The organism is Pseudomonas sp. S3E17 (assembly GCF_024168685.1).
GTDB classification, from domain to species: Bacteria; Pseudomonadota; Gammaproteobacteria; order Pseudomonadales; family Pseudomonadaceae; genus Aquipseudomonas; species Aquipseudomonas marginalis.
This window is the reverse complement of the sequence record NZ_JALJWE010000001.1, coordinates 4,442,246-4,466,344: the sequence shown is the minus strand read 5'-3', so window position 1 is coordinate 4,466,344 and position 24,099 is coordinate 4,442,246. Positions and strand designations below refer to the sequence as shown.

The following is a 24,099-nucleotide window of genomic DNA, read 5'->3' as shown; positions in this document are numbered from 1 at the left end:
TCGACCCATGGCCAACCTGTCGAATAACAAACGAGTGGCCCCTTTGTGGCCGTGTCGGCCCACTCTACTGATGGGGGTGGCGACACTGTGGGGCTTGCCTTGCCTTGCCCCCGCGATTGAGCTGGGGGAGGGTTTCGACCTGGCGGCCCTGACTACCCACGGCATTGATCCGAAGGTCTCCGATTACTTTCGCAGTGCGGCGCGCTTTCGCGAAGGTGTCCATGTGGTGGGGTTGCGGGTCAATGGTAACCCGCTGGGGTTGGTCGATGCCCGGTTCGACTCACAAGGGCAGCTGTGTTTCACCCCGGGGCTGCTTGATAAAGCCGGATTGGTAAAGCCCGAAGGCATTATCCGCAAGGGGGCTACTGCAGACCAGGCCTGCCATGACTTCCTGGGTGCTTTCCCGGCCACGATGGTGCGGCTGCGCCCAGGAAATGACGAAGTGGCGCTGGTAGTGCCGACCGGATCACTGCGTGAACCGCAGTGGGAGGCTGGCCAGTTTGCCCGGGGCGGGGCGGCGGCGTTGTTCAACTATGACGTGCAAGGATTCGACAGTTATTCGAACAGTGGAAGCAATCGTTTTGTTTCGGCCTACACCGAGGCGGGTTTCAACCTGGGCGATTGGGTTGTCCGCAGCCGCCAATTTTATGTGTCCGACAACGGCGTGACCCGCAACGAGCATCTTTATGCTTATGCGCAGCGGGATATTGCCGCGTTGCAATCGACTTTTCAGGTAGGCCAGCTCTCCAGCAACAACCCACTGTTTGGCGGTGTTCAGCTGTCCGGTGTGCAGTTTTTTCCTGACGGTCAGTCGCGCACGCCGGCGGGCAGTAACAATGCTGTGGTGGAGGGGCTGGCGCAGAGCCAGTCGCGGATTGAAGTCCGTCAATCGGGAGTGTTGATCCACAGCACACTGGTGCCCGAGGGACCGTTCCGGCTGACGGGCCTGCCATTGCTCAACGGCACCAGCGACCTGGAGGTCAGCGTCATCGATGTGCGAGGTGCCAAGCGCAGCTTCGTGGTACCTGCGGCTTCATTTGCCGGGAGCGCGCCGGCGGAGCCTGGCTACTATTTCTCCCTGGGCAAGGTGCGTAGAAATGCGCATGAGGAAGGCCCGAGTCCGGTCGTTGCCATGGGCAGCGGCACCTGGGGCTTGGGACGAGACTCCTCGGCAGGCTTCGGCTTGTTGAGCGCCGATGAGTATGGGGCGGCAGGAGGCACCCTGGGCAGCGTGTTTTTCCAACGGGTGTCTGTTGGCGCACGTCACAACGTGTCCCGGGACAGCCGTAATGCGGTGTCCGGATCACGCAGCAGCGTGTCCGCAAGCAGCCCGGTGTACGCCAATATCGATCTTAACCTCAGTGCCACTACGCAAAGCCGTGGTTATCGCGAGGTCCTTGAAGCGGGCCGATCGACCAGGGCCGACGAGTTGGACGCACGCTTCAAGAGTCAGTACACGGCGGGTGTGAGCTGGGTCGACAACACGCTGGGTGCATTTTCCGTGGGGTATACCCGCAGTTCCCAGTTTGATGGGCAATCGGCCGACCATGTCTTTGCGGCATGGAACAAGTCGTTCCGCTATGCGGACGTCGCATTGGTCGCTGACTCTCAGGTAGGCGGTACTTCGGCACGCCGCGACGCCCTGTATGAGGGCCGTCGGCGCGATACGGTCGATGACAGCGATCTGTCCGTGCGGCTGCAGGTCAGCGTACCCCTGGGCAGCGATCGGCGGGTGAACAGCTACGTCAGCCGGCGTGGCAATCAATCCCGAGCCGGTACGGCGCTCAGTGAGCGGGTCAATGAATATGTGAATTACGAGGTCGGTGTCGAGCGCGACCTCAGCGCTCGGGAGCAGTCGATACGCGGCCAGGTGGACCTGGTGCCACGCTACACCCGCGTGGGCCTGGGGGTCAGTCGCGACCCATCGGGCACCAGTTACACGGGGCAACTGCAAGGTGGCGTAGTGGCCCACACGGGTGGCGTGACCTTCTCGCCGTATGCCATCCAGGACACCTTTGGCATCGCCTCGGTAGGGAATATCGGCTCTGCAAAACTCGACACGCCCTACGGTCCGGTGTGGACCGACTTCAGCGGGCAGGCCGTGATCCCAGGCTTGCCCGCCTACACGAACAGTCGCATCGAAGTGCAGACCCAGTCCTTGCCCAAGCGCGTTGACCTGAAGAACGGCACCCGAATGCTTGCCCCGGGGCGAGGGTCCGTCAATACCGTCGCATTCGATGTGGTGACAGTGCGTCGTGTGTTAGTCACGGCCACTGATCAACAAGGGCGAACACTGCCTCAGGGCGCTTCGGTGTTCGATAAAAACAATCGCTTCCTGACCAGCGTGGTGGGTGACGGCATGATCTTTCTGAACGACCTCAATGATTCGCAGCACCTGCGCGTTGCGTTGCCGGACGCTTCCTCTTGCCTGCTCAACCTTGCTCCCGAGACCGAGGCCGACCATGACAAGTTCTATGAGACTACATCGGCGGTGTGCCATGGTCGTTAAACTGAAAATCGCGGGTTTTTTCGCATTGCTCTGCACGCTGTCGATGGCCGGTGGAGTACGTGCCGAAAACTGCCAACTGTCCGTCAGCCAGCCGTATATCGACTATGGCGTCATTCGCCGGGAGGCGCTTGTCGAGAGCCGTTCAATCGCACTGGGTACGCGCAGGGTGCACCTGAACGTACTGTGCGCAGAGCCGGCAGCCGTCGCATTGCGATTTACCGGCGTGGCCGACGGGCAAGGTTTTCGGTTTGGGCATCATGGGCGGTTCAGCCTGACTCTCAAGCACGCCCAGGTGGATGGGCGTGCCGTCGAATGGGCGCAGGCCCACCTTCCGGGTAAGGCCTTCGACGGGCAGTTGTTGCCGGGCCAGGTCCTGGTCGCTCGGGCGGTGGGAAAGCGATTGACTGCCCAGGTTGAAGTCGACACCGACCTGCCCGCCAACGCCCTGCAAGTCACCAATCAAGTGGTGCTGGAGGGCCGTGGCAGTTTCGAACTGGTCAGTCCGGCTGTTCCACCGAGCCGATGAAGTTGGCGAACTCAGGGGTTTGCGGGTTGGCGAACAGTACCTTGGGATCGCCGACTTCGTGCACCTTGCCTTGGTGCATAAACACCAGCTTGTCGCCCACTTCCCGGGCGAAGCGCATTTCGTGCGTCACCATGATCAAGGTCATGCCGTCCTTGGCCAGTTGGCGCACCACGCTGAGTACTTCATTGACCAGTTCCGGGTCCAGGGCCGAGGTAATTTCATCGCACAGCAGCACCTTGGGCGACATGGCCAGGGCGCGGGCGATGGCAACGCGTTGCTGCTGGCCGCCGGACAGGCGATCGGGGAACGCGTCGAATTTTTCACCCAGGCCCACGCGTTCCAGCATTTGCCTGGCCAATTGGGCGGCCTTGGCCTTGGGCACTTTCTGCACCACTTGCGGTGCAAGCATGACGTTCTCACCCACTGTCAGGTGCGGGAACAGGTTGAACTGTTGGAACACCATGCCGACTTTCTGCCGCAGGCTGCGCAGGTCGGCCCGGGCGGCGTCGAGGTATTCGCCATCCACCTCGATCACGCCGTCGTTGATCGATTCCAGGCCGTTGAGGGTGCGCAGCAGGGTGGACTTGCCCGAGCCGCTGCGGCCGATGATTGCCACCACCTGGCCTTCTTCAACGGTCAGGTCGATGCCCTTGAGGACGTGGTGATCGCCGTAATACTTATGCAGGGCGGAAATTCTAAGCAGAGGCATGCAGTCTCCTTTCCAGGTAGCGCGCACTGAGGGACAAGGGGTAGCAGAGCAGGAAGTAACCGAGGGCCACCAGGCCGTAGACCATGAAGGGCTCGAAGGTGGCGTTGGCGAGCATGCCGCCGGTCTTGGTCAGTTCGGTAAAGCCGATGATTGAAGTGACGGCGGTGCCTTTGACCACCTGCACCGAGAAGCCCACGGTAGGCGCCACGGCGATCCGCAGGGCCTGAGGCAGGATCACGTAGCGCAGTTGTTCAAGCGGGTTCAACGCCAGGCTGGCCGATGCTTCCCACTGGCCATGGGCGATGGAGTCGACGCAGCCGCGCCAGATTTCGGCGAGGTAGGCGCTGGTGAACAGCGTCAAGGCGATCGCGGCCGCCAGCCAGGGCGAAATATCCACGCCGAGCAGGGCAATGCCGAAAAACACCAGGAACAGCTGCATCAACAACGGGGTGCCTTGGAACAGTTCGATATAGGTGCGCGCAACATTGCGCGCGAATGCCTTGCGGCTGATGCGCATGGTCATCACCAGCAAGCCGATCAGGCCGCCGCCGATAAACGCCACGATCGACAGCAACAGCGTCCACTGCAGGCCCGTAAGCAGGTTGCGCACGATGTCCCAGAAGGAAAAATCACTCATCGGCTATTCCTCATCACAAAACGGCGGCCGATCCAGTTGAGCAACTGGCGAATCATCAATGCCATGCACAGGTACACCAGGGTGGTCAGGGCATAGGTTTCGAAGGCGCGGAAGTTGCGTGACTGGATAAAGTTGGCGGCAAAACTCAGCTCCTCGGTGGCGATCTGCGAACACACCGCCGAACCGAGCATCACGATGATGATCTGGCTGCTCAAGGCAGGCCACACCTTGCCCAGCGCCGGCAGCAGCACCACATGGCGAAACGCTTCGAAACGCGTCATCGCCAGCGCGGCGGCGGCTTCCAGTTGCCCGCGCGGGATGGCCTGGATGCCGGCGCGGATGATCTCCGTGGAGTAGGCCCCCAGGTTGATCACCATCGCCAATACGGCTGCTTGCCACTCGGTGATTTTCAATCCCAGGGAGGGCAGGCCGAAGAAGATGAAGAACAACTGCACCAGGAACGGCGTGTTGCGGATCAACTCGACATACACACCGAAGAACCAGGCAAAGGGCTGGATCTTCCACGCCCGCACCACGGCGCCGACAGTGCCCAGGGCGACGCCCAGGATTGCGCCGATAGCCGTCAGCTCAAGGGTGAACAGCGCGCCGCGCAACAGCAGATCGGTATTGGCCAGCACCGGCACAAAGTCGAATTGATAGGCCATGAGTCAGCTCCGTCGTATCAAAGATCGGCGGGCAGCGGCTCTTTCAGCCATTGCATCGCATTCTTTTCCAGGCTGCCATCGGCCTTGGCCGCGACCAGGATCTGGTTGACCTTCTCCAGAAGCGCCGGCTCGTTCTTGTTCACGCCCACGTACACCGGCGAGTCCTTGAGCTTCACTTTCAGCGCCGGCACGCGTTTCGGGCTGCGCTCGCTGATCGCCACCATGACCACGTTGCCGCTGGCGATCAGGTCGACCTGCCCGGCCAGGTAGGCTGCGATGGTGGAGTTGTTGTCTTCGAAGCGCTTGATGGTGGCTTCCTTCGGCGCTACGGCGGTCAGCTCGATGTCTTCGATGGCGCCACGGGTCACGCTGATGGTCTTGCCCTTGAGGTCGTCGGTGCTGCTGATGGCGGCGTCAGGCGGGCCGAACACGGCCAGGTAGAACGGTGCGTAGGCCTTGGAGAAGTCGATGACCTTTTCGCGCTCGGGGTTCTTGCCCAGGCTGGAGATCACCAGGTCGACCTTGCCGGTGGTGAGAAACGGGATGCGGTTGGTGCTGTTGACCGGGGTCAGCTCCAGCTTGACCTTGAGTTGGTCGGCCAGCAGTTTGGCGGTGTCGATGTCCAGGCCGCGGGGTTTCATGTCGGGGCCGACCGAGCCGAACGGTGGGAAGTCCTGGGGCACGGCGACTTTGAGGGTGCCACGGGCGACGATATCGTCCAGACCGTTGGCCTGGGCGGGTGCCTGGCTCAGCATCAGGCTGGCAAACAGGGCAGTGAGCAGGGCGCTGCAGCGCTTGGTCATGGCAACTCTCCGAGAAGGGCGAAGGAATTTTCTGGATTTGCTCAGTGCACAGCCCATGCCAGTACTGCGCGGATCGTCTGCGAGGCGCGAGTTTGTTGAGCTTTGGTGGTCTTACTGGTCTGAACAGTTGTGCGGGTTTTCGCACCCTTTTCGAGCGTCGGTAAAACTGCGCGAGCCCCTTTGGGGCGTGGCTTGCCGTGGCTCCTGAATAGCTTTACAACTAGCCGCTCTGTTGACGCAAACCTTGAGTTTTTTATGAATTCCATCGCCCAAGCCGTACCGGAAGCGGCCCTGCAGGCCATCCGCAAACTGATCAAGGAGCAGGGCTTCGGGCCGGGCGATGCACTGCCGTCCCAGCGCGACCTGGCGGTGCAATTGGGCGTCAGCCGGGCGTCGCTGCGCGAGGCGCTGTCGTCCTTGAGCGCCTTGGGCGTGGTCAGTGTGCAGCCGGGCAAAGGTGTGTTCGTACAGGCGGTTGAGGATGCGCCGGGCTTTGCCTGGCCTTTTGCAGCCCAGGCCACGCCGCTCGATATCTTCCAGTTGCGCTATGCGCTGGAAGGGTTTGCGGCGGGTTTGGCGGCGGTCACGCTGACGATCGATGAGCTGGACAGCCTGGAAGACAACGTCGAGGCCATGCGCAAGGTGCTCAAGGCCGGTGACTTCGAAGCAGCCGCGCGGCTGGACTTCGAGTTCCACCAGCGCATCCTGTTGGCCAGTGGCAACCAGGCAATGGTGAGCATCCTGAGTGTCCGTGCCGAGGTGTTTCTGGAAAGCCAGAAACTACCGTTCATCCGGCCGGAGCGGGCCATGGAAACCTGGCAGGAACATCGCAAGATCCTGCGTGCCCTGGCCCGGCGAGCCAGTGCGTCGGCGCAGAAAACCATGCAGGAGCACGTACGCAACGCGGCGTTGCGCACGGGGATTGCCTTCGTGACTCCTGTTGCGCCCTGAGTTGGGCTATATCCAAACTCATGGGCCATCATAGGAAGACTCAATCAGAGGCGGCTTCCTGAACGGGGGAAGGGCGGCTATGATGGGCAACGTTTTTTTTGCTTACAATCCGGAGACATCCATGAGCAACGATCTTATCAAGCACGTCACCGACGCGACCTTTGAGGCCGAAGTACTCAAGGCTGCTGGCCCGGTGCTGGTTGACTACTGGGCTGAATGGTGCGGCCCTTGCAAAATGATCGCTCCGGTCCTGGACGACATTGCAACCACCTACGAAGGCAAGCTGACCATTGCCAAGCTGAACATCGACGACAACCAGGAAACCCCGGCCAAGCATGGCGTGCGCGGTATTCCTACGCTGATGCTGTTCAAGAACGGCAACGTCGAAGCCACCAAGGTGGGTGCGCTGTCGAAGTCTCAGTTGGAAGCTTTCCTCGACGCCAACATCTAAGCGTCGTCAAAAAGCCCCGCAAATAGCGGGGCTTTTTCGTGAAACAGGGCTAGACGCTCCGAAACTCAGGTGGTACATTCGGCCCCGCACTGGTTTCTCCACTGCCCCCTGCAAGCCGTCGCCGACGCATTCCTTTTCGATTAGTACGCGATCCTGTCGCCTTCTCCGCGGCGCGGCCTCATTAAGCCAAAAGCTTAATTTCCCCCCCTCCATAAATGATTACGTCATTCCTATATGAATCTGACTGAACTCAAGCAAAAGCCGATTACCGACCTGCTCCAACTGGCCGAAGAAATGGGCATAGAAAATATGGCCCGTTCGCGCAAGCAGGACGTGATTTTCTCCCTGCTGAAAAAGCACGCGAAAAGCGGCGAGGAAATCTCCGGTGATGGCGTGCTGGAGATTCTCCAGGACGGCTTCGGCTTCCTCCGCTCTGCAGACGCCTCCTATCTCGCCGGCCCAGACGACATCTATGTCTCGCCGAGCCAGATCCGTCGCTTCAACTTGCGCACCGGTGACACCATCGTTGGCAAGATCCGCCCACCGAAGGAAGGCGAGCGTTACTTCGCCCTGCTCAAGGTCGACACGATCAACTTCGATCGTCCCGAGAACGCGAAAAACAAGATTCTCTTCGAGAACCTGACGCCGCTGTTCCCGACCGTGCGCATGAAGATGGAAGCCGGTAACGGTTCCACCGAAGACCTGACAGGTCGCGTGATCGACCTGTGCGCCCCGATCGGTAAAGGCCAGCGTGGCCTGATCGTCGCACCGCCGAAAGCCGGTAAGACCATCATGCTGCAGAACATTGCAGCGAATATCGCACGTAACAATCCTGAAGTTCACCTGATCGTATTGCTGATCGATGAGCGTCCGGAAGAAGTCACTGAAATGCAGCGCACCGTGCGCGGCGAAGTGGTTGCCTCGACGTTCGATGAGCCGCCGACCCGCCACGTGCAGGTTGCCGAAATGGTGATCGAGAAGGCCAAGCGCCTGGTCGAACACAAGAAGGACGTGGTGATCCTGCTCGACTCCATCACCCGTCTGGCCCGTGCCTACAACACCGTGATCCCGAGCTCCGGCAAGGTGCTCACCGGTGGTGTCGATGCCCACGCCCTGGAGAAACCGAAGCGTTTCTTCGGCGCTGCGCGGAATATCGAAGAAGGCGGTTCGCTGACCATTATCGCCACCGCACTGGTTGAAACCGGTTCGAAGATGGACGAAGTGATCTACGAAGAGTTCAAGGGTACCGGCAACATGGAACTGCCCCTGGACCGTCGCATTGCGGAAAAACGCGTGTTCCCGGCGATCAACATCAACCGCTCCGGCACCCGCCGCGAAGAGTTGCTGACCGCCGACGACGAACTGCAGCGCATGTGGATCCTGCGCAAGCTGCTGCACCCGATGGACGAAGTAGCGGCCATCGAGTTCCTGATCGACAAGCTGAAAACCACCAAGACCAACGACGAGTTCTTCCTGTCGATGAAACGTAAGTAATCACGACGTTTCAGGTCCAAAAGAATGGCGCCCCCAGGGGCGCCATTCTTTTTGCACGTTTTTTAAGCATGTTCCTGATCCAAAAGCACCTCGATAAGCTGCCAGCAGCCCTCAGAGCAGGTAGGATGTACGCCTATTTTACGGGTGGCATGGTTAATGAAATTCAAGGATCTTCGGGATTTCGTGCAGCAACTTGAGCAGCGCGGAGAGTTGAAACGTATCCAGATGCCGATTTCACCGGTGCTGGAAATGACTGAGATTTGCGACCGCACCTTGCGTAACAAGGGCCCGGCGCTGCTGTTCGAGAACCCGACCGGCTTTGACATACCGGTGCTCGGCAACCTGTTCGGTACCCCCGAGCGTGTGGCCTTTGGCATGGGCGCCGAGGCGGTCAGCGAATTGCGCGAGATCGGCAAGCTGCTGGCGTTCCTCAAGGAACCCGAGCCGCCCAAGGGCTTGAAGGATGCCTGGTCGAAGCTGCCGATCTTCCGCAAGATCATTGCCATGGCACCCAAGGTGGTCAAGGACGCGGTATGCCAGGAAGTGGTCATCGAAGGCGATGATGTCGATCTGGCCATGCTGCCGGTGCAAACCTGCTGGCCCGGCGACGTCGGCCCGCTGATCACCTGGGGCCTGACCGTCACCAAGGGTCCGAACAAGGACCGCCAGAACCTGGGTATTTACCGCCAGCAAGTGATCGGCCGCAACAAGGTGATCATGCGTTGGCTGAGCCATCGTGGCGGTGCCTTGGACTTCCGTGAATGGTGCGAGAAGCACCCCGGCAAGCCGTTCCCGGTCTCCGTGGCCCTGGGCGCCGACCCTGCGACCATCCTCGGCGCCGTGACCCCGGTGCCCGACAGCCTGTCCGAATACGCCTTCGCCGGGTTGTTGCGTGGCAACCGTACCGAACTGGTGAAGTGCCGTGGCAACGACCTGCAGGTACCGGCCACCGCCGAAATCATCCTGGAAGGCGTGATTCACCCCGGCGAGATGGCCGATGAAGGCCCTTACGGCGACCACACCGGCTATTACAACGAAGTCGACAGCTTCCCGGTGTTCACCGTGGAGCGCATCACCCATCGGATCAAGCCGATCTACCACAGCACCTACACCGGCCGTCCGCCAGATGAGCCGGCGATTCTGGGTGTGGCGCTGAACGAAGTGTTCGTGCCGATCCTGCAAAAGCAATTTCCGGAAATCACCGACTTCTACCTGCCGCCGGAAGGCTGCTCGTATCGCATGGCCATCGTGACCATGAAGAAGTCGTATCCCGGCCATGCCAAGCGGGTCATGCTGGGTGTGTGGTCGTTTTTGCGACAGTTCATGTACACCAAGTTCGTTATCGTCACCGACGACGACATCAATGCCCGGGACTGGAACGATGTGATCTGGGCCATCACCACGCGCATGGACCCCAAGCGCGACACGGTGATGATCGACAACACGCCGATCGACTACCTCGACTTCGCGTCGCCGGTGTCGGGGCTGGGCTCGAAGATGGGCCTGGACGCTACCCACAAATGGCCGGGTGAAACGACCCGCGAGTGGGGCCGGGTGATCGTCAAGGATGAGGCCGTCACGGCACGTGTCGATGCGATTTGGAAAGAATTGGGAATAGATTGATGCGTGTAACCCTGCAACCTTCCGGCGCCGTGCTGGAGCTGGTCCCCGGCGAGCGAATCCTCGAAGGCGCGCGCCGCCTGGGCTACGAATGCCCCCAGGCGTGTCGCAATGGCGTGTGCCACGTGTGCGCCGCACTGCTGGTGGAGGGCCGGGTGCAGCAAGCCGGTGAGGTGCGCGACCATGGTGAGTTCTACACCTGCATCGCCGAGCCGCTGGAAGATTGCATTGTGTTGTGGGATGGCGTGCTGGCGCCGGGAGAGTTGCCGTTGCGCAAATTGTCGTGCCAATTGAGCGAGTGCGTGGAAGTGGGCGGCGATGTGTGGCGCGTGCGCCTGCGGGCCCCGGCCGGCAAGACGGTGCGTTACCACGCCGGGCAATACCTGATGATTGAGCGGGAGAATGGCGAGAAGTCGGCATTTTCCTTGGCGTCGGCGCCCCACGCCGGTCGCGAGCTGGAACTGCATGTACTGGCCCGCGAGGACAGCGCGCGCAACTTGCTGGAACAATTGCAGCGCAACCAGATGGCGCGCATCGAGCTGCCCTTTGGCGACACCCACCTGGCCGAGCTGCCGGACGGGCCATTGGTGCTGATCGCCGCCGGTACCGGCATGGCGCAGATGCACAGCCTGATCGAGCATTGCCGCGCGTCCGGCTTCAAGCACCCGGTGCACCTGTACTGGGGCGTGCGTCGCCCGGAAGATTTCTACGAGATCGAGCACTGGGACCAATGGTTGCAACTGCCCAACCTGTTCCTGCACAAGGTGGTCAGCGACCTGTGTGGTTGGGAGGGGCGCTGCGGCCTGCTGCATGAAGCGGTGTGCGAAGACATTGCCGACCTCAAGGCGGTGCATGTCTACGCCAGCGGTTCACCGGCGATGATCTACGGCACGCTGGATGCTCTGGTCGATGCCGGCATGGATGCGCACCAGATGCGCGCCGACGTATTCGCCTACGCCCCGCGGCCATGACGCAACGGAACGGTGGAACGGGGCATGCGCACGCTCAGAAACGTACTCCGGTCGTCACCATCGCGGCATTGAACCCCAGCAGCACCAGCTCCGCTGCCACCGGCCCGTAATGGGTGCCTACCGACGGGATGATCACCGGCGCCACACCGAAACGATTGAGGGGGATCTTGTCGCGGTATTTGCCGCGATAGCCCTGGATCGCCCCGCCTGTGACCTTCAGGTACACCGCAGAGTCGCCCATGTCATAGCGCTTGCCTGCATAGGCGTAGTAAGAGCGCTGGCTGAACGAGTTGCGAAACGTCGCCCCGCCATACACCAATCCTGATGCCTCATTGCGCTCCAGGCCGATCAGGTCCTGGTTGTTGTTGTGGTCTTTGTCCGGCACGAAGTGCCGGGTATAGACGCTGGTCTGCGCGTACCAGAAGCCTTTGTCATCCTCGGCAGGCGGTGTTTCGCCAGCCAGTGCGGTGGTGGCCTGGGCCAGGAACAGCAGGCCAGGCAGTCGAAATTTCTTCATGGGTGCGACCTCGATAGGCGGTTTGATGGGCGGCTAGGTGGGTCGTGATGTGCGCGCCAGTTTGACGGTTTGGCGTGCTCCCAGGCTGAACCGGGCCTGAAAGTAGCGGGATTGCCCTGTGTAATCCTGACGAAAGGGGCATCGGGCTTATGCATTCGCTTATGCTTTAAAGGTATTTAATTTGTTAAATAAATATCTTTAAGCTATATCTCAACGGACTACCGATTTTCTTCCAATAACCATTAACTGACCGCCACCGCCCGCCAGCCGGATCGATCTTGCGAACTCAGAACACTGACGTTCTGATTCTTGATTCAAAGGGGAGCGGTATGGGGAGCTACACGCAACACGCGCTGTACACGGCGATTTTGTCGGCTAATTTGCTGGCCGCTGTGGGCTTCAATCCTGTCCTGGCGGCCGAAGCGCCCGCCACCGATGCACCCAAACTCGACACCGTGATCGTCACCGGCACCCGCGCCCAGGAGCGTACCGCCAGTGCTTCGCTGTCTCCGATCGATGTGATTTCCGGCGATAGCCTGCGCAGCACGGGCTCTGATGAGTTGGGGGCGGTGCTGGCGCGCCTGATTCCGTCGATCAACTTCCCGCGCCCAAGCCTGGTGGATGGCGCCGAGCTGGTGCGCCCCGCGCAGTTGCGCGGCCTGTCACCCGATCAGGTGCTGGTGCTGGTCAACGGCAAGCGCCGCCACACCAGTGCCTTTGTCAACCTGGGCGGCGCGGTGGGCCGTGGGTCGGCACCGGCGGACCTGAACGCGATCCCGCTGTCGGCGGTGGACCATATCGAAGTGCTGCGTGACGGTGCTTCCGCGCGCTACGGCTCGGATGCGATTGCCGGGGTGATCAACGTGATCCTCAAGCATGCCGACCATGGCGGTTCGATCTCCACCAAGTTCGGCGAATACAAGAAGGGCGATGGTATCCAGCGCAATGTCAGCGGCAACACCGGCCTGGCACTGGGCGACAACGGTTTTATCAACCTGTCGGCCGAAGGGGCCGATAACGATTACACCAACCGTGCCGGTAAAGACTTCCGGCCTGGCAGCGTTGGCTCTACCACTTACGGCCAGCAGGTGTTCCGCCAGGGTGAGCCGGCCACCAATGAAGGCAAGTTCCAGTTCAACTCCGAATATTCCTTCAACGATGCGGCCGAGTTCTACACCTTCGGCGGCTATAGCAAGCGGCGCGGCGAGACGGCGGCGTTCTACCGCGCGAGCAATGCGTCCAACAACATCCCGGCGCTCAACCCCAACGGTTACCTGCCGCTGATCAAGGGCAACCTTGAAGACACCTCGTTGGTGGTGGGCCTGCGCGGTTTGCTGGCCTACGACTGGCATTACGACCTGTCGGCCAACTATGGCAAGAACCAGTACGCACTCAGCACCGAAACCATCAACACCTCCCTGGGCCTGGCCACGCCGCGCAAGTTCGACAACGGCACCCTGAGCAACGACCAGAAGCAAGTCAGCCTGGACCTGTCCCGCGAGTTCGACGTGGGCTGGCTGCCTTACCCGGTGTCCGTGGCGTTTGGCGGTGAATACCTGCACCAGGGTTATGAAATCGAGGCGGGCGAGCCGGCCTCCTACTACCAGACCGGCAGTTCCGGACTGGGTGGTTTCCGTGACGCCGACGCGGGCACCAGCACGCGCCACAACTGGGCCCAGTACCTGGACCTGGAAACCAACTTCACCGAAAAACTCAGTGCCTCGGCGGCGGTACGCCACGAGGACTACAGCGATTTCGGCTCGAATGTCAGTGGCTCGCTGTCGGCCCGTTATGACTTCACCCCTCAGGTGGCCGTGCGCGGCAGTGTTTCCAACGGTTTCCGCGCGCCGTCCCTGGCCCAGCAGAACTTTGCCTACACCTCATCGCAGCTGATCGGAAGCACCATCCAGGAAGCCGGCACGTTCCCGGCCAACAGCCAGGTCGCGCGTTTGCTCGGCGCCGAAGACCTCAAGGCCGAGAAGTCGCGCAACTACAGCCTTGGGCTGGTGCTGGAGCCGGCCGATGACCTGACGGTGACGGTGGATGTGTACCGCATCGACATCCGTGACCGTATCAGCCTGTCGTCCAACCTCGGCATAAACGCGGCGACGCGCGCCTATTTGCAGGCCAACGGTGTTGGCAATATCGACTACACCACCGCCCGCTACTTCACCAACGCCACCGACACCAGCACCGACGGCGTCGACCTGGTCGCCAACTATCGCTATCAGTTCGACAGCGGCATCCGCTGGAACAGCACCGTGGGCTACAACTACAACCACACCAAGGTGACGGATGTGAAGGCCAACCCGGCCATTCTCGACAGCCTGGGCGCGAACCTGGTGCGAGTGGACCGCCGCGAACGCATCGGTTTGCTGGGGGATACCACGCCGCAGCACAAGCTGAGCCTGGGTAACGACTTCACTTACGGCCATTGGGCCCTGCACAGCAACCTGGTGCGCTATGGTGAATTCACCAGTTACCAGGCGGACAAGGTCAACGATCAGACCTTCAAGGCCGCCTGGGTGCTGGACCTGTCGGCGGACTACAGGCTGAAGAATTGGACCTTCACCCTGGGCGGCGACAACGTCACCGATAAATACCCGGAGAAGGTCAACGCCTTCGCCAGCAGTGGGGGCAATCTGGCCTATAGCACTTTTTCGCCGTACGGTTACAGCGGCGCGTTTTATTACGGTAAAGTTGCTTACAACTGGTAACACACAGGAGGCGCACCGCTTTTCGCCATGACCGCCATTGAATCCGATCTTTTGCAATTGGCTTACCCTCCGCGGCTCGATCTGGGGCCGCAACTCACTCACGAACAGTTAATGAGCTCGATGCAGGCCACCATGGGCCGGCACAAGGGTGGGCCGGTCTGGCTATTTGCATATGGTTCGCTGATCTGGCGCCCGGAATGTTCGTCGACTGAGCGGGTGCGGGCACGGGTCCACGGTTATCACCGGGGTTTGTACCTGTGGTCCCACGAGCATCGGGGCACGCCGGAGTTGCCGGGCCTGGTCTTTGGCCTGGATCGCGGAGGCTCGTGCAGCGGCTTTGCCTACCGCTTGCCGGAAGATCAACTGGAGGCTTCGCTTTACGCCTTGTGGCAGCGCGAGATGCCTTACCCGTCCTACCGGCCGCACTGGCTCAGTTGCCGCCTTGAAGATGGCAGCCAGGTGCAGGCGTTGGGGTTTGTGTTGGAGCGGCACTTGCCCAGCTACGCCGGCAACCTGCCCGATATCGTGCTGAACCACGTGCTGCAAAGCGCTTGCGGGCGTTACGGCACTACTCGCGATTATGTCGAGCAGACCGTCAACGCCCTGCGTAGCCACGCCATGCCAGATAAAAACCTGGAGGCGCGGCTCAAGCGTTGTGCCAAGGATTGCTCAGGCGATTAACGCGCCGAGCTGACGCTGTTGGTGTGCCACAGCGTTGGGATCAGGAACGCGATGGCCAGCACGCACGCGCCGATCAGCAGCACGAAACCGCCGTCCCAGCCAAAATGGTCCACGGTGTAGCCCATGGCCGCACTGGCTGCCACCGAACCGCCCAGGTAGCCGAACAGACCGGTGAAGCCCGCAGCCGTACCGGCGGCTTTCTTCGGTGCCAGTTCCAGCGCCTGCAGGCCGATCAGCATCACCGGGCCGTAGATCAAAAAGCCGATCGAGATCAGCGCGATCATGTCGACCATCGGGTTGCCCGGCGGGTTGAGCCAGTACACCAGGGTCGCCACGGTCACCAGCGCCATGAACACGATGCCGGTCAGGCCACGGTTGCCACGGAAGATCTTGTCCGACATCCAGCCGCACAGCAGCGTGCCCGGAATACCTGCCCACTCGTAGAAGAAGTACGCCCAGGACGATTTATCCACCGTGAAGTGCTTGGCTTCCTTGAGGTAGGTCGGCGCCCAGTCCAGTACGCCGTAGCGCAGCAGGTAGACGAACACGTTGGCGAAGGCGATGTACCAGAGCATTTTGTTGCGCAGCACGTACTTGACGAAGATTTCCTTGGCGCTGAATTCGTCTTCGTGGCTGGCGTCGTAGCCTTCCGGGTAGTCGTTCTTGTATTTCTCAATCGGTGGCAGACCGACCGATTGCGGGGTGTCGCGCATGGTGATGAAGGCAAATGCCGCCACCGCCAAGGCCACCGTGGCCGGTACGTAGAACGCCGCATGCCAGTCGTTGAACCAGGCCATGCCCAGCAGGAACAGCGGGCCGATCAGGCCGCCGCCGACGTTGTGCGCCACGTTCCACACCGACACCACGCCGCCGCGTTCTTTCTGCGACCACCAGTGCACCATGGTCCGGCCACTGGGCGGCCAGCCCATGCCCTGGGCCCAGCCGTTGATGAACAGCAAAATGAACATCATGGTCACGCTGGACGTCGCCCAAGGCGCGAAACCGAAAATGAACATCACCCCGGCTGAAACCAGCAGGCCGAAGGGCAGGAAGTAACGCGGGTTGGAGCGGTCGGACACCAGGCCCATGAGGAACTTGGACAGGCCATAGGCGATCGCGATCGCCGACATCGCCAGGCCCAGCTCACCCCGGGTGTAACCCTCGTCGATCAGGTAGGGCATGGCCAGGGAGAAGTTTTTGCGCAGCAGGTAATACCCGGCATAACCGAAGAAAATACCGGCGAAGATCTGCCAGCGCAGCCGTCGGTAGGTACTGTCGATTTTTTCTTCAGGCAGAGGCGCCTGGTGTGCGGCAGGACGAAAGAAAGCAAACATTCAAGAGCTCCAAATTTCTTGTTTTGACTGCGGATGCGAATGTTACAGTTTCGTTACCGAAAATAGCATTGCCTCTTATGCGCAAACACAGGAAATGAGAGCAATTGCATGTTCTCTTATGAACATGTCGTAAATGGATACGTGTGGGTCGTTATCGATTTTAAGACCGCAGGAGAACCAATGTGGGAGGGGGCAAACCCCCTCCCACATTTGATTGCATTTCAGATCGGTCAGCGGGTCTGGACGACGACCTTGCCTACCGCCCGGCGCTGCCCGAGGTCATTAATCGCCTGAGCGGCCTGCTCCAGCGGATACACCTGCGACACCAACGGCTTGAGCTTGCCCTCACCGTACCAAGTGAACAGTTGCTGGAAGTTCGCCGCATTGTCCTGGGGCTGGCGCTGGGCAAACGAACCCCAGAACACCCCGACCACCGCCGCACCCTTGAGCAACGCCAGGTTCACCGGCAGCTCCGGGATGCGCCCGCTGGCAAAACCCACCACCAGCAGGCGGCCGTTCCAGGCAATCGCGCGAATGGCCTGGTCAAACAGGTCGCCGCCCACCGGGTCGTAGATCACATCGGCGCCGTTACCGTCGGTCAGGCGCTTGATCTCGTCCTTGAGGCTGGCTTCGCTGTAGTTGATCAGTTCATCGGCGCCGGCGGCCTTGGCCACGGCGAGTTTGTCGGCACTGCTCGCGGCGGCGATCACCCGCGCGCCCATGGCCTTGCCGATTTCCACGGCGGCCAGGCCCACGCCACCGGACGCGCCGAGCACCAGCAGGGTTTCGCCAGGTTGCAGGTTGGCGCGTTGTTTCAGCGCGTGCATGGAGGTGCCGTAGGTCATGCTGAAGGCAGCGGCGGTGTTGAAGTCCATGCTCGGCGGGATCGGCAGCACGTTGTAGCCTGGCACCGCGACCTGCTCGGCAAAGCTGCCCCAGCCGGTCAGTGCCATGACCCGGTCGCCGACTTTCAGGTGGCTGACCTTTTCCCCGACTTCGCTGACCACCCCCGATGCCTCGCCACCCGGCGAGAACGGGAAGGGCGGCTTGAACTGGTATTTACCCTCGATGATCAGGGTGTCGGGGAAGTTGACCCCGGCGGCATGCACGTCCAGCAGGATTTCGTTCTTCTTGATCGTGGGGCTTGCGACGTCTTCCAGCACCAGGGTTTCGGCGGGGCCGAAGGCTTTGCACAGCACAGCTTTCATCGGGCTATTCCTTTTGGTGTCGTGGCCGATAAGTGTAGGAGGGTAGGCCTGTGGGTCAACGAGCATGCTCGGCCCTGATAAGTCGCCATAAGCTTGTGCTCTGCCTTGCTAGCGTTATGCTACCCGGCAACCGAATGTGAGGAATGAACTGTGAAAGCGTGGATCCTATTGATGCTGGCCCTGACCTTGCCGATGGCAGCCCAGGCCGAAGAAGCCAAAGAAGGCGAGGCGCCGAAGGTCAGCTATATCAGCCTGAGCCCGCCGTTCGTGGGTAACTACGGCCTGGATGGCACAGCCAAGCTCAAAGTGTTCAAGGCCGACATCGCCCTGCGCGTGACCGGCGAAGAAGCCGCCAAAGCGGTCAAGGCCAACGACGCATTGATCCGTAACCAGTTGGTCGCGTTGTTCACCCAGCAGACCAACGAGGCCATGAGCACGGTCGACGGCAAGGAGAAGCTGCGCCAGGAAGCCCTCAAGCAAACCCAGCAAGTGATGAACGACGAGACAGGCAAGCCTATGGTGGAAGACCTGCTGTTCAATAACCTGATCATTCAGTAATCAGCCTGGCTTGCGGTTCAGGAAGCCAGGCTCTTCCTGAACCGCGCCAACGCCACCGCAAAAAACAACAGCCCGATCCCCGCCAGCGCCAGCAAGTCCGGCCACACCACACTCACCCCCGCATCGCGAAACAAAATCGCTGCGCTCAGGCTCACAAAGTGCGTCGACGGCGAGCCCTGCATCACCCACTGCAACCACTCGGGCATGCTGTCCAGCGGCGTGCTGCCGCCTGATAACAACAGCATCGGGATAATCACCGGGATCGCCAGCAAGCCGAACTGTGGCGTCGAGCGGGCGAGGGTGGCGAGGAAGATCCCCAGTGCCGTACTGGCAAACAGATACAGGGCAGTCACAAACAGGAACAACCCCAGCGACCCGGCCAGCGGTACGCCGAGCAGCCCTTTGACCACCACCTCCAGCGATAGCCAGGTGCACAGCACCACCACCAGCATATTGCTCCAGATTTTCGCCAGCATGATTTCCAGTGCGGTCAGCGGCAGTACCAGCAGGTGGTCGAGGGTGCCGTGCTCGCGCTCGCGCAACAGCGCGGTGCCGGTGAGCACGATGGCCAGGATGGTGATGTTGTTGACGATCTGGATCACGGCCAGGAACCAGCCGCCCTCCAGGTTGGTGTTGAACAGTGCTCGGGTCGTGAGCAGCGCGGGCGCCTGGCGGGTGGCGTCGGTTTGCCCGCTGTAGCTGAGCAATTCGCGTTGGAAGATCCGCCCGATATATCCCGCGCCCATGAACGCCTGGCTCATCGCCGTGGCGTCGACGTTCACCTGCACGCCAGGCTGGCGACCGGCCAACAGGTCGGCCTGGAAGTTGGCCGGTACGTTGATCACGAAGGTGTACTGGCCGCTGTCCATCACCTTGTCCAACTGGTCATAGGCCAACGGTGCCGGTGCTTGGAACTCGGGCGGTTGCAGCGCCTCGGCCATCTGCCGGGAGAGCGCGCTGTGGTCTTCATCGACAAACGCCACGCTGGCGTTGTGCACGCCGATCACCGAGCCGGCGGCGGGCATGTAGATGGCGACGGTGAAGGCGTAGAACAGAAACAGCAGCAAGACGCTGTCGTGACGCAGGCTGGTGAGTTCCTTGATGCCCAGCCGGAAGATGTGTGCGAGCTTGTGCATCAGGCTTCCTGCTTCTTGAGCATGACCAGGCTCAACCCGGTGAACCCGATAAAGAAGCCGAACAGCGCCAGGCATTGCGGCCACAACTGGCGCAGATCCAGGGCCTTGGTGAAGGTGCCCACGGCAATATCCAGAAAGTGCCCGGCCGGAAACAGTGCGCCCATCAAGGCGGCGGCGCCCTCCAGGGACGAGCGCGGCACGATCAGCCCGGAAAACTGGATGGTTGGCAGGCTGGTGATGATCATGGTGCCGAGGATCGCCGCGATCTGGGTGCGGGTGAACGCGGAAATCAGCAGGCCCATGCTGGTGGTGGCCAGCACATACAGCAGCCCGCCAAACGCCAGCGTCAGGCCGCTGCCCTTGAACGGCACGCCGAACAGCCAGCGATTCATCGCCACCAGCAGCGCCAGGTTGACCAGGCTCACGGCCAGGTAAGGCGCCTGTTTACCGAGCAGGAATTCCAGACGCGTCAGGGGTGTGGCGTAGAAGTTGGTGATCGAACCCAGTTCTTTCTCGCGCACGATGCCCAGGGCGGTGAGCATCGCCGGGATAAACGCCAGGATCAGTGCCATCACGCCCGGGCCGATGGCATTCACGCTGACCACGTCCTGATTATAGCGAAAACGGGTTTCCAGTTTGGCGGCTGCCTGGGTACTGCGCGGCAGGCTGCTCAGTTCGGCCAGTTGCTGCAGGTTGCCCTGGTGCACCGCCTCTACATAGTTGCGGCTGGTTTCCGCACGAAACGGCATGCCGCCATCGAGCCACGCGGCCACGGTGGGTTGGCGCCCGGCATAGAGATCGCGACCAAAGCCGGGCGGGATCTCCAGGGCCAGTTTGATTTCCGAGCGTTGCAGGCGTCGGTGCAATTCAGGGGCGTTATGGATCGGCGCCTGCTCGGCGAAGTAGCGCGAGCTGCGGAAGGCTTCCAGATAGGCGCGGCTTTGTGGCGTCTGGTCCTGGTCGTAGACGGCGAAGGCGAGGTTTTCCACGTCCAGGGAAATGCCGTAGCCGAAGATCACCATCATGAACATCGCACCGAGCAGGGCGAAGGCCATGCGCACTTTGTCGCGCAGCAATTCCTTGCCTTCGCGGCTGGCCACGGCCAGCAGGCGAGACAGGCTGAAACCACGCTTGCTGAGGGGCGGCGCATGGGTTTCGCTGACGGTTTTGGCCGACGTGGCGGGTTCGGCATCGCCTTGGGCTTGCTCAAGGCAGGTGACGAACGCGGCTTCCAGGGTGTCGCCGTTGAATTGCCGTTGCAGTGCGTCCGGTGTGTCGCAGGCCAGTACCTTGCCGGCATGCATCAAGGAGATGCGGTCGCAGCGCTGGGCTTCATTCATGAAGTGGGTAGACAGGAAAATCGTCACCCCTTGTTCGCGGGACAACTCGATCAACAGCCGCCAGAAATCATCCCGGGCTGCCGGGTCGACGCCCGAGGTGGGCTCATCGAGGATCAATACTTCCGGGCGATGCAGCACCGCCACGGCCAATGACAAGCGTTGGCGCAGGCCGAGGGGCAGCTCCCCGGACGGCTGCTCGGCCACTTCACCGAGGTCGAAGCGCTGGATCAGCTCATCGATGCGCGGGCCGCTGTCGGCCTTGGGCAAATCGAACAGTTGTGCATGCAGCACCAGGTTCTGGCGCACGCTCAGCTCGCCATACAGCGAGAAGCTTTGCGACATGAACCCTACGCGCTTGCGGGTGGCCAGGTCCTTGGCGTTCACCGGGTTGCCCAGCAGCGTGGCGCTGCCTTCGGTGGCCGGCATCAGCCCGGTGAGGACTTTCATCGTGGTGGTCTTGCCACAGCCGTTGGAGCCGAGGAAGCCGAAGATCTCGCCACGGCCGATGGCAAAGCTGACCTTGTTCACCGCCGTGAAGTCGCCGAAGCGCAGGGTCAGGTCGTGGGCTTCGATGGCGATATCGGTGTTGGCGTTTTCCCTTGGCGGGATCGCCAGTGGTTGGTTGTCGTGGGCGCTGTCGCCCTGGAAGTGGGTGAAGGCCTCATCCAGTTTGCCGCTGGGGGTCGCTGCCGCCAGTTCGCTGCTGAGCCCGTCGGCGATCAGCTTGCCACGGTCGAGCATCAGGCAATGTTCGAATTGCTCGGCTTCTTCCATGTAGGCGGTGGCTACCAGCAGCGTCAGTTGCGGGCGCTCGCTGCGTACGGTCTCGACCAGTTCCCAGAAGCGCCGCCGCGACAGCGGGTCGACGCCGGTGGTGGGTTCGTCGAGGATCAACAGGTCCGGGTCGTGGATCAGCGCGCAGCACAGGCCGAGCTTCTGCTTCATGCCACCGGAGAGCTTGCCGGCCGGCCGCTCGGCGAAGCGCGCGAGGTCGGTGGCCAACAGCAGGTTGTGCATGCGCTGGTCGCAGTCGGCTTTGGACAGGCCGAACAGCGTGGCGAAGAAGCGGATGTTTTCGCTGATGGACAGTTCGGGGTACAGGTTGCCGCCCAGGCCCTGGGGCATGAAGGCGATGCGCGGGTACAGGCTGTTGCGGTGGCGGCGGTCCTGGATGGAGCCGCCGAGCACCTCCAGTTGGCCGTCCTGGAGCTTTTTAACCCCGGCGATCAACCCCAACAGGCTCGACTTGCCTGCACCATCCGGGCCGATCAGTCCGCAGCGCGTGCCGGTGGGCAGGCTGAAGGCGATGTCGATCAAGGCCTGCTGCTTGCCGTAACGGTGGTTGATGGCGGTGGCGTGCAGCGCCAGGCCGGTCATTGCAGGTTGGCCGGCCAGTCGATGTCAGCCATGCGCACGTAGCCGGCGCCGGGCATGCCCGGTTTGGCCTGGGGCACGGCGCTGGGTTGGGTCAGGCGCAGCTTGACGCGAAACACCAGTTTCTGGCGTTCATCGCGGGTTTCCACTTCCTTGGGGGTGAACTGCGACTTGGCGGCAACAAAACTGATTTTCGCCGGCAGCGGTTGCTGGGGCAGGGCATCGAGCAGGATGCGTGCGTCACTGCCCACCGTCAGGCGCCCGGTGACGGAGGCGGGCAGGTAGAGGTTCATGTACTGATCCTCGGGGTCGATCAACAACAGCACGCGCCCGCCGGCACCGAGGACCTCGCCGGGCTCGGCCAGGCGCAGTTGGATAATGCCGTCGATGGGCGCGCGCAGGCTGCTGTCATCGATTTCGCTGGTCAACTGGGCGACCTGGGCCTGGGCGGCACCGATGGCGGCCTTGACCGAATTGACCTGGGCTTGCGCGGCGATCACGGCGGCGTTGCCGGTGTTCTGGCGGGCCTGCTGCTGGTCGATCAACTGGCTGCTGGCAAAGCCGCGCTTGTACAGTTCCTGGGTACGCTTGAGTTCCTGGTTGGCCAGCAGTTGCTCGCTTTGGCGCAGTTGCACATTGGCCTCGGCGGCGGCGAAGTTTTCCCTGGCGCGCAGCACTTCGGCTTCGGCCTGGGCGCGCTGGGCTTCCAGGGTGCGGGTGTCCATGCGCGCCAGCAACTGGCCCTTGAGCACCTTGTCACCTTCATCCACCCGCACCTCCGCCAGGCGACCGGGGATCTTGGCGGCGATCTGCACTTCGGTGGATTCCAGGCGGCCGTTGCCCATGCCCAAGCCTTCGGGCAGGCGATCCTGGGTGGACTTCCAGTAACCGAAGCCGCCGGCGGCGAGCAACAAGGCAATCAACAAAGCGGCAAACAGGTGGGAGGAGCGGGGCGTGATCGACATGGGTGCATCCTGCGGCGTTAGCGTCCTAGTTTGACCGAGGCAGCCCGAGGGGCGTTGATGCCGGTCAAATGAAGCGCAAGCCTAACCCGGTTCAGGTGCAGATGCATGCGCCGGGAGCGTGACCGCAGGGTTCTGGTCAGCGCAGTGCCAGCACCGCCGCCCATTGTTCTGCCGTGACCGGCATCACGGACAAGCGACTGCCCTTTTGTACCAGGGGCAATTCGGCGAGGGCGGTTTGCTGTTTCAGATAGCCCAGGCCCAGCACCTTGGGAAAGGTCTGGACGTGCGCGACATTGATCGCACTCCACGGGTTTTTCTCCGGGGTGGCCTTGGCGTCGAAGTAATGGCTGTCCGGCTCCAGCGCGGTAGGGTCCGGATAGGCGGCCGCGATGATCTTGCCGATGCCGGCAATGCCGGGCTCGGGGCAACTGGAGTGGTAGAAGAAAAATTGGTCACCCACCGCCATGGCGCGCAGGAAGTTGCGTGCCTGGTAGTTGCGGACCCCGTCCCAGCGCGCTTCGCCCAGCGTTTCCAGGCCGTTGATGGAGAGTTCGTCGGGCTCGGATTTCATCAGCCAGTAGGCCATTTTTGCGCTCCTGAAAAAGGCGGTGGGCAAGTTGTCAGGCAATTTGATGACAAACCGACAGTCGGTTGGCGTCAAGGTTTGCGTGTTGGTTCACGTTATCGCAGAATGCCGGGATTTTAAGCTTGACGCAGCTGCAACGGACTACTTTGGAACGTTGTTGTCATCGTGTACGAGATGCCTGAAGGGGGGCAATCGATGCAACGTAAACCGGATTTACTATGGATATTGGTGATTTTGTTTGGTCTGGGCGTCGTGACCACCGGGTATGCGCAAAGCTTGTGGTCGAACAAGACCGATGCGCCAGTCGAACTGGTTCAGCAGCAGCCGCAACCCTTCAAGCGCTGACC

General features: G+C 61.5%; 22 protein-coding genes. 11 read left to right on the top strand and 11 right to left on the bottom strand.

What is annotated here, in order from left to right:
* Positions 1 to 7 precede the first annotated feature (7 nt).
* Together J3D60_RS20190 and J3D60_RS20185 are read left to right on the top strand one after the other, a co-directional pair.
* Positions 8 to 2,509, top strand: a complete 2,502-nt coding sequence (locus tag J3D60_RS20190; protein ID WP_301294529.1) for a fimbria/pilus outer membrane usher protein — start codon at positions 8 to 10, stop codon at positions 2,507 to 2,509.
* Positions 2,499 to 3,035 (top strand): hypothetical protein, encoded by a 537-nt coding sequence (locus J3D60_RS20185; protein WP_115485518.1) that lies wholly within the window; start codon positions 2,499 to 2,501, stop codon positions 3,033 to 3,035. Before J3D60_RS20190 ends, J3D60_RS20185 begins: the two co-directional genes overlap by 11 nt.
* Here J3D60_RS20185 and J3D60_RS20180 read toward each other — a convergent pair.
* From J3D60_RS20180 to J3D60_RS20165, 4 genes are read right to left on the bottom strand one after another with little or no spacing between them, the layout of a single operon-like run.
* Positions 3,007 to 3,744: an amino acid ABC transporter ATP-binding protein gene (locus J3D60_RS20180; RefSeq protein ID WP_065938032.1), complete on the bottom strand. Its 738-nt coding sequence runs from the start codon at positions 3,742 to 3,744 to the stop codon at positions 3,007 to 3,009. The two genes, J3D60_RS20185 and J3D60_RS20180, sit on opposite strands and share 29 nt — an antisense overlap.
* Complete coding sequence (locus J3D60_RS20175; protein WP_065926657.1) at positions 3,731 to 4,381, bottom strand: amino acid ABC transporter permease; 651 nt, start codon at positions 4,379 to 4,381, stop codon at positions 3,731 to 3,733. The genes J3D60_RS20180 and J3D60_RS20175 overlap by 14 nt, the downstream gene beginning before the upstream one ends.
* Complete coding sequence (locus J3D60_RS20170; RefSeq protein ID WP_017736949.1) at positions 4,378 to 5,046, bottom strand: amino acid ABC transporter permease; 669 nt, start codon at positions 5,044 to 5,046, stop codon at positions 4,378 to 4,380. The genes J3D60_RS20175 and J3D60_RS20170 overlap by 4 nt, the downstream gene beginning before the upstream one ends.
* Positions 5,047 to 5,063: 17 nt before the next feature.
* The gene (locus J3D60_RS20165; RefSeq protein WP_027608360.1) at positions 5,064 to 5,849 is read right to left on the bottom strand and encodes a transporter substrate-binding domain-containing protein; all 786 of its coding nucleotides are present in this window, start codon (positions 5,847 to 5,849) and stop codon (positions 5,064 to 5,066) included.
* Between the two features lie 255 nt (positions 5,850 to 6,104).
* Between J3D60_RS20165 and J3D60_RS20160 the strand changes: the two genes are divergently transcribed.
* The 5 genes from J3D60_RS20160 to J3D60_RS20140 all read left to right on the top strand — a co-directional run bounded on the left by J3D60_RS20160 (position 6,105) and on the right by J3D60_RS20140 (position 11,336).
* On the top strand, positions 6,105 to 6,800 hold the full coding sequence (locus J3D60_RS20160; RefSeq protein ID WP_253492572.1) for a FadR/GntR family transcriptional regulator: 696 nt from the start codon (positions 6,105 to 6,107) through the stop codon (positions 6,798 to 6,800).
* A 121-nt stretch (positions 6,801 to 6,921) separates the two neighbouring features.
* Complete coding sequence (gene trxA, locus J3D60_RS20155; RefSeq protein WP_253492570.1) at positions 6,922 to 7,251, top strand: thioredoxin TrxA; 330 nt, start codon at positions 6,922 to 6,924, stop codon at positions 7,249 to 7,251.
* Positions 7,252 to 7,485: 234 nt separating this feature from the next.
* Positions 7,486 to 8,745 carry a transcription termination factor Rho gene (rho, locus tag J3D60_RS20150; protein ID WP_003176825.1) on the top strand — a complete coding sequence of 420 codons (1,260 nt, stop codon included), beginning with the start codon at positions 7,486 to 7,488 and terminating at the stop codon, positions 8,743 to 8,745.
* 156 nt (positions 8,746 to 8,901) lie between these two features.
* Positions 8,902 to 10,368 (top strand): 4-hydroxy-3-polyprenylbenzoate decarboxylase, encoded by a 1,467-nt coding sequence (gene ubiD, locus J3D60_RS20145; protein WP_027608362.1) that lies wholly within the window; start codon positions 8,902 to 8,904, stop codon positions 10,366 to 10,368.
* On the top strand, positions 10,368 to 11,336 hold the full coding sequence (locus J3D60_RS20140) for a CDP-6-deoxy-delta-3,4-glucoseen reductase (RefSeq protein WP_253492567.1): 969 nt from the start codon (positions 10,368 to 10,370) through the stop codon (positions 11,334 to 11,336). Before ubiD ends, J3D60_RS20140 begins: the two co-directional genes overlap by 1 nt.
* A gap of 34 nt (positions 11,337 to 11,370) precedes the next feature.
* Here J3D60_RS20140 and J3D60_RS20135 read toward each other — a convergent pair whose 3' ends face one another.
* Positions 11,371 to 11,853: a sn-glycerol-3-phosphate transporter gene (locus tag J3D60_RS20135; protein WP_253492564.1), complete on the bottom strand. Its 483-nt coding sequence runs from the start codon at positions 11,851 to 11,853 to the stop codon at positions 11,371 to 11,373.
* Positions 11,854 to 12,182: 329 nt separating this feature from the next.
* Between J3D60_RS20135 and J3D60_RS20130 the strand changes: the two genes are divergently transcribed.
* Together J3D60_RS20130 and J3D60_RS20125 are read left to right on the top strand one after the other, a co-directional pair.
* Positions 12,183 to 14,570, top strand: a complete 2,388-nt coding sequence (locus J3D60_RS20130) for a TonB-dependent siderophore receptor (protein ID WP_253492563.1) — start codon at positions 12,183 to 12,185, stop codon at positions 14,568 to 14,570.
* A 27-nt stretch (positions 14,571 to 14,597) separates the two neighbouring features.
* Positions 14,598 to 15,251 carry a gamma-glutamylcyclotransferase gene (locus tag J3D60_RS20125; protein WP_065926652.1) on the top strand — a complete coding sequence of 218 codons (654 nt, stop codon included), beginning with the start codon at positions 14,598 to 14,600 and terminating at the stop codon, positions 15,249 to 15,251.
* Here the strand turns inward: J3D60_RS20125 and glpT are convergent.
* Positions 15,248 to 16,585: a glycerol-3-phosphate transporter gene (glpT, locus tag J3D60_RS20120; protein WP_253492561.1), complete on the bottom strand. Its 1,338-nt coding sequence runs from the start codon at positions 16,583 to 16,585 to the stop codon at positions 15,248 to 15,250. The genes J3D60_RS20125 and glpT overlap by 4 nt on opposite strands.
* A 230-nt stretch (positions 16,586 to 16,815) precedes the next feature.
* The gene (locus J3D60_RS20115) at positions 16,816 to 17,793 is read right to left on the bottom strand and encodes an NADPH:quinone oxidoreductase family protein (RefSeq protein WP_065938039.1); all 978 of its coding nucleotides are present in this window, start codon (positions 17,791 to 17,793) and stop codon (positions 16,816 to 16,818) included.
* Between the two features lie 150 nt (positions 17,794 to 17,943).
* Here J3D60_RS20115 and J3D60_RS20110 point away from each other — a divergent pair, with 150 nt between their 5' ends.
* Positions 17,944 to 18,351, top strand: coding sequence for a flagellar basal body-associated protein FliL (locus tag J3D60_RS20110; RefSeq protein ID WP_027608369.1), 408 nt, complete (start codon positions 17,944 to 17,946; stop codon positions 18,349 to 18,351).
* A 17-nt stretch (positions 18,352 to 18,368) separates the two neighbouring features.
* Here the strand turns inward: J3D60_RS20110 and J3D60_RS20105 are convergent, their stop codons facing one another.
* From J3D60_RS20105 to J3D60_RS20090, 4 genes are all read right to left on the bottom strand, one after another.
* A complete protein-coding gene (locus tag J3D60_RS20105; protein ID WP_065938040.1) occupies positions 18,369 to 19,487 on the bottom strand; it encodes an ABC transporter permease in 1,119 nt (372 codons plus the stop codon).
* A complete protein-coding gene (gene rbbA, locus J3D60_RS20100; RefSeq protein WP_253492559.1) occupies positions 19,487 to 22,204 on the bottom strand; it encodes a ribosome-associated ATPase/putative transporter RbbA in 2,718 nt (905 codons plus the stop codon). Before rbbA ends, J3D60_RS20105 begins: the two co-directional genes overlap by 1 nt.
* Entirely contained in the window at positions 22,201 to 23,166 is a 966-nt protein-coding gene (locus J3D60_RS20095) for an HlyD family secretion protein (RefSeq protein WP_027608372.1), read from the bottom strand. Before J3D60_RS20095 ends, rbbA begins: the two co-directional genes overlap by 4 nt.
* Positions 23,167 to 23,302: 136 nt before the next feature.
* A complete protein-coding gene (locus J3D60_RS20090) occupies positions 23,303 to 23,752 on the bottom strand; it encodes an EVE domain-containing protein (RefSeq protein WP_027608373.1) in 450 nt (149 codons plus the stop codon).
* 195 nt (positions 23,753 to 23,947) lie between these two features.
* Here J3D60_RS20090 and J3D60_RS20085 point away from each other — a divergent pair, with 195 nt between their 5' ends.
* On the top strand, positions 23,948 to 24,097 hold the full coding sequence (locus J3D60_RS20085; RefSeq protein ID WP_253492556.1) for a hypothetical protein: 150 nt from the start codon (positions 23,948 to 23,950) through the stop codon (positions 24,095 to 24,097).
* Positions 24,098 to 24,099: the final 2 nt, after the last annotated feature.

What these genes read in the sequence shown, in the direction of transcription:
- J3D60_RS20130 (WP_253492563.1), top strand. Translation starts at nt 12,183, where the DNA reads ATGGGGAGCTACACGCAACACGCGCTGTACACGGCGATTTTGTCGGCT.
- trxA (WP_253492570.1), top strand. Translation starts at nt 6,922, where the DNA reads ATGAGCAACGATCTTATCAAGCACGTCACCGACGCGACCTTTGAGGCC.
- J3D60_RS20085 (WP_253492556.1), top strand. Translation starts at nt 23,948, where the DNA reads ATGCAACGTAAACCGGATTTACTATGGATATTGGTGATTTTGTTTGGT.
- J3D60_RS20185 (WP_115485518.1), top strand. Translation starts at nt 2,499, where the DNA reads ATGGTCGTTAAACTGAAAATCGCGGGTTTTTTCGCATTGCTCTGCACG.
- rbbA (WP_253492559.1), bottom strand. Translation starts at nt 22,204, where the DNA reads ATGACCGGCCTGGCGCTGCACGCCACCGCCATCAACCACCGTTACGGC.
- glpT (WP_253492561.1), bottom strand. Translation starts at nt 16,585, where the DNA reads ATGTTTGCTTTCTTTCGTCCTGCCGCACACCAGGCGCCTCTGCCTGAA.
- J3D60_RS20125 (WP_065926652.1), top strand. Translation starts at nt 14,598, where the DNA reads ATGACCGCCATTGAATCCGATCTTTTGCAATTGGCTTACCCTCCGCGG.
- J3D60_RS20115 (WP_065938039.1), bottom strand. Translation starts at nt 17,793, where the DNA reads ATGAAAGCTGTGCTGTGCAAAGCCTTCGGCCCCGCCGAAACCCTGGTG.
- J3D60_RS20180 (WP_065938032.1), bottom strand. Translation starts at nt 3,744, where the DNA reads ATGCCTCTGCTTAGAATTTCCGCCCTGCATAAGTATTACGGCGATCAC.
- J3D60_RS20165 (WP_027608360.1), bottom strand. Translation starts at nt 5,849, where the DNA reads ATGACCAAGCGCTGCAGCGCCCTGCTCACTGCCCTGTTTGCCAGCCTG.
- J3D60_RS20140 (WP_253492567.1), top strand. Translation starts at nt 10,368, where the DNA reads ATGCGTGTAACCCTGCAACCTTCCGGCGCCGTGCTGGAGCTGGTCCCC.
- J3D60_RS20095 (WP_027608372.1), bottom strand. Translation starts at nt 23,166, where the DNA reads ATGTCGATCACGCCCCGCTCCTCCCACCTGTTTGCCGCTTTGTTGATT.
- J3D60_RS20170 (WP_017736949.1), bottom strand. Translation starts at nt 5,046, where the DNA reads ATGGCCTATCAATTCGACTTTGTGCCGGTGCTGGCCAATACCGATCTG.
- ubiD (WP_027608362.1), top strand. Translation starts at nt 8,902, where the DNA reads ATGAAATTCAAGGATCTTCGGGATTTCGTGCAGCAACTTGAGCAGCGC.
- J3D60_RS20090 (WP_027608373.1), bottom strand. Translation starts at nt 23,752, where the DNA reads ATGGCCTACTGGCTGATGAAATCCGAGCCCGACGAACTCTCCATCAAC.
- rho (WP_003176825.1), top strand. Translation starts at nt 7,486, where the DNA reads ATGAATCTGACTGAACTCAAGCAAAAGCCGATTACCGACCTGCTCCAA.
- J3D60_RS20190 (WP_301294529.1), top strand. Translation starts at nt 8, where the DNA reads ATGGCCAACCTGTCGAATAACAAACGAGTGGCCCCTTTGTGGCCGTGT.
- J3D60_RS20105 (WP_065938040.1), bottom strand. Translation starts at nt 19,487, where the DNA reads ATGCACAAGCTCGCACACATCTTCCGGCTGGGCATCAAGGAACTCACC.
- J3D60_RS20160 (WP_253492572.1), top strand. Translation starts at nt 6,105, where the DNA reads ATGAATTCCATCGCCCAAGCCGTACCGGAAGCGGCCCTGCAGGCCATC.
- J3D60_RS20175 (WP_065926657.1), bottom strand. Translation starts at nt 4,381, where the DNA reads ATGAGTGATTTTTCCTTCTGGGACATCGTGCGCAACCTGCTTACGGGC.
- J3D60_RS20135 (WP_253492564.1), bottom strand. Translation starts at nt 11,853, where the DNA reads ATGAAGAAATTTCGACTGCCTGGCCTGCTGTTCCTGGCCCAGGCCACC.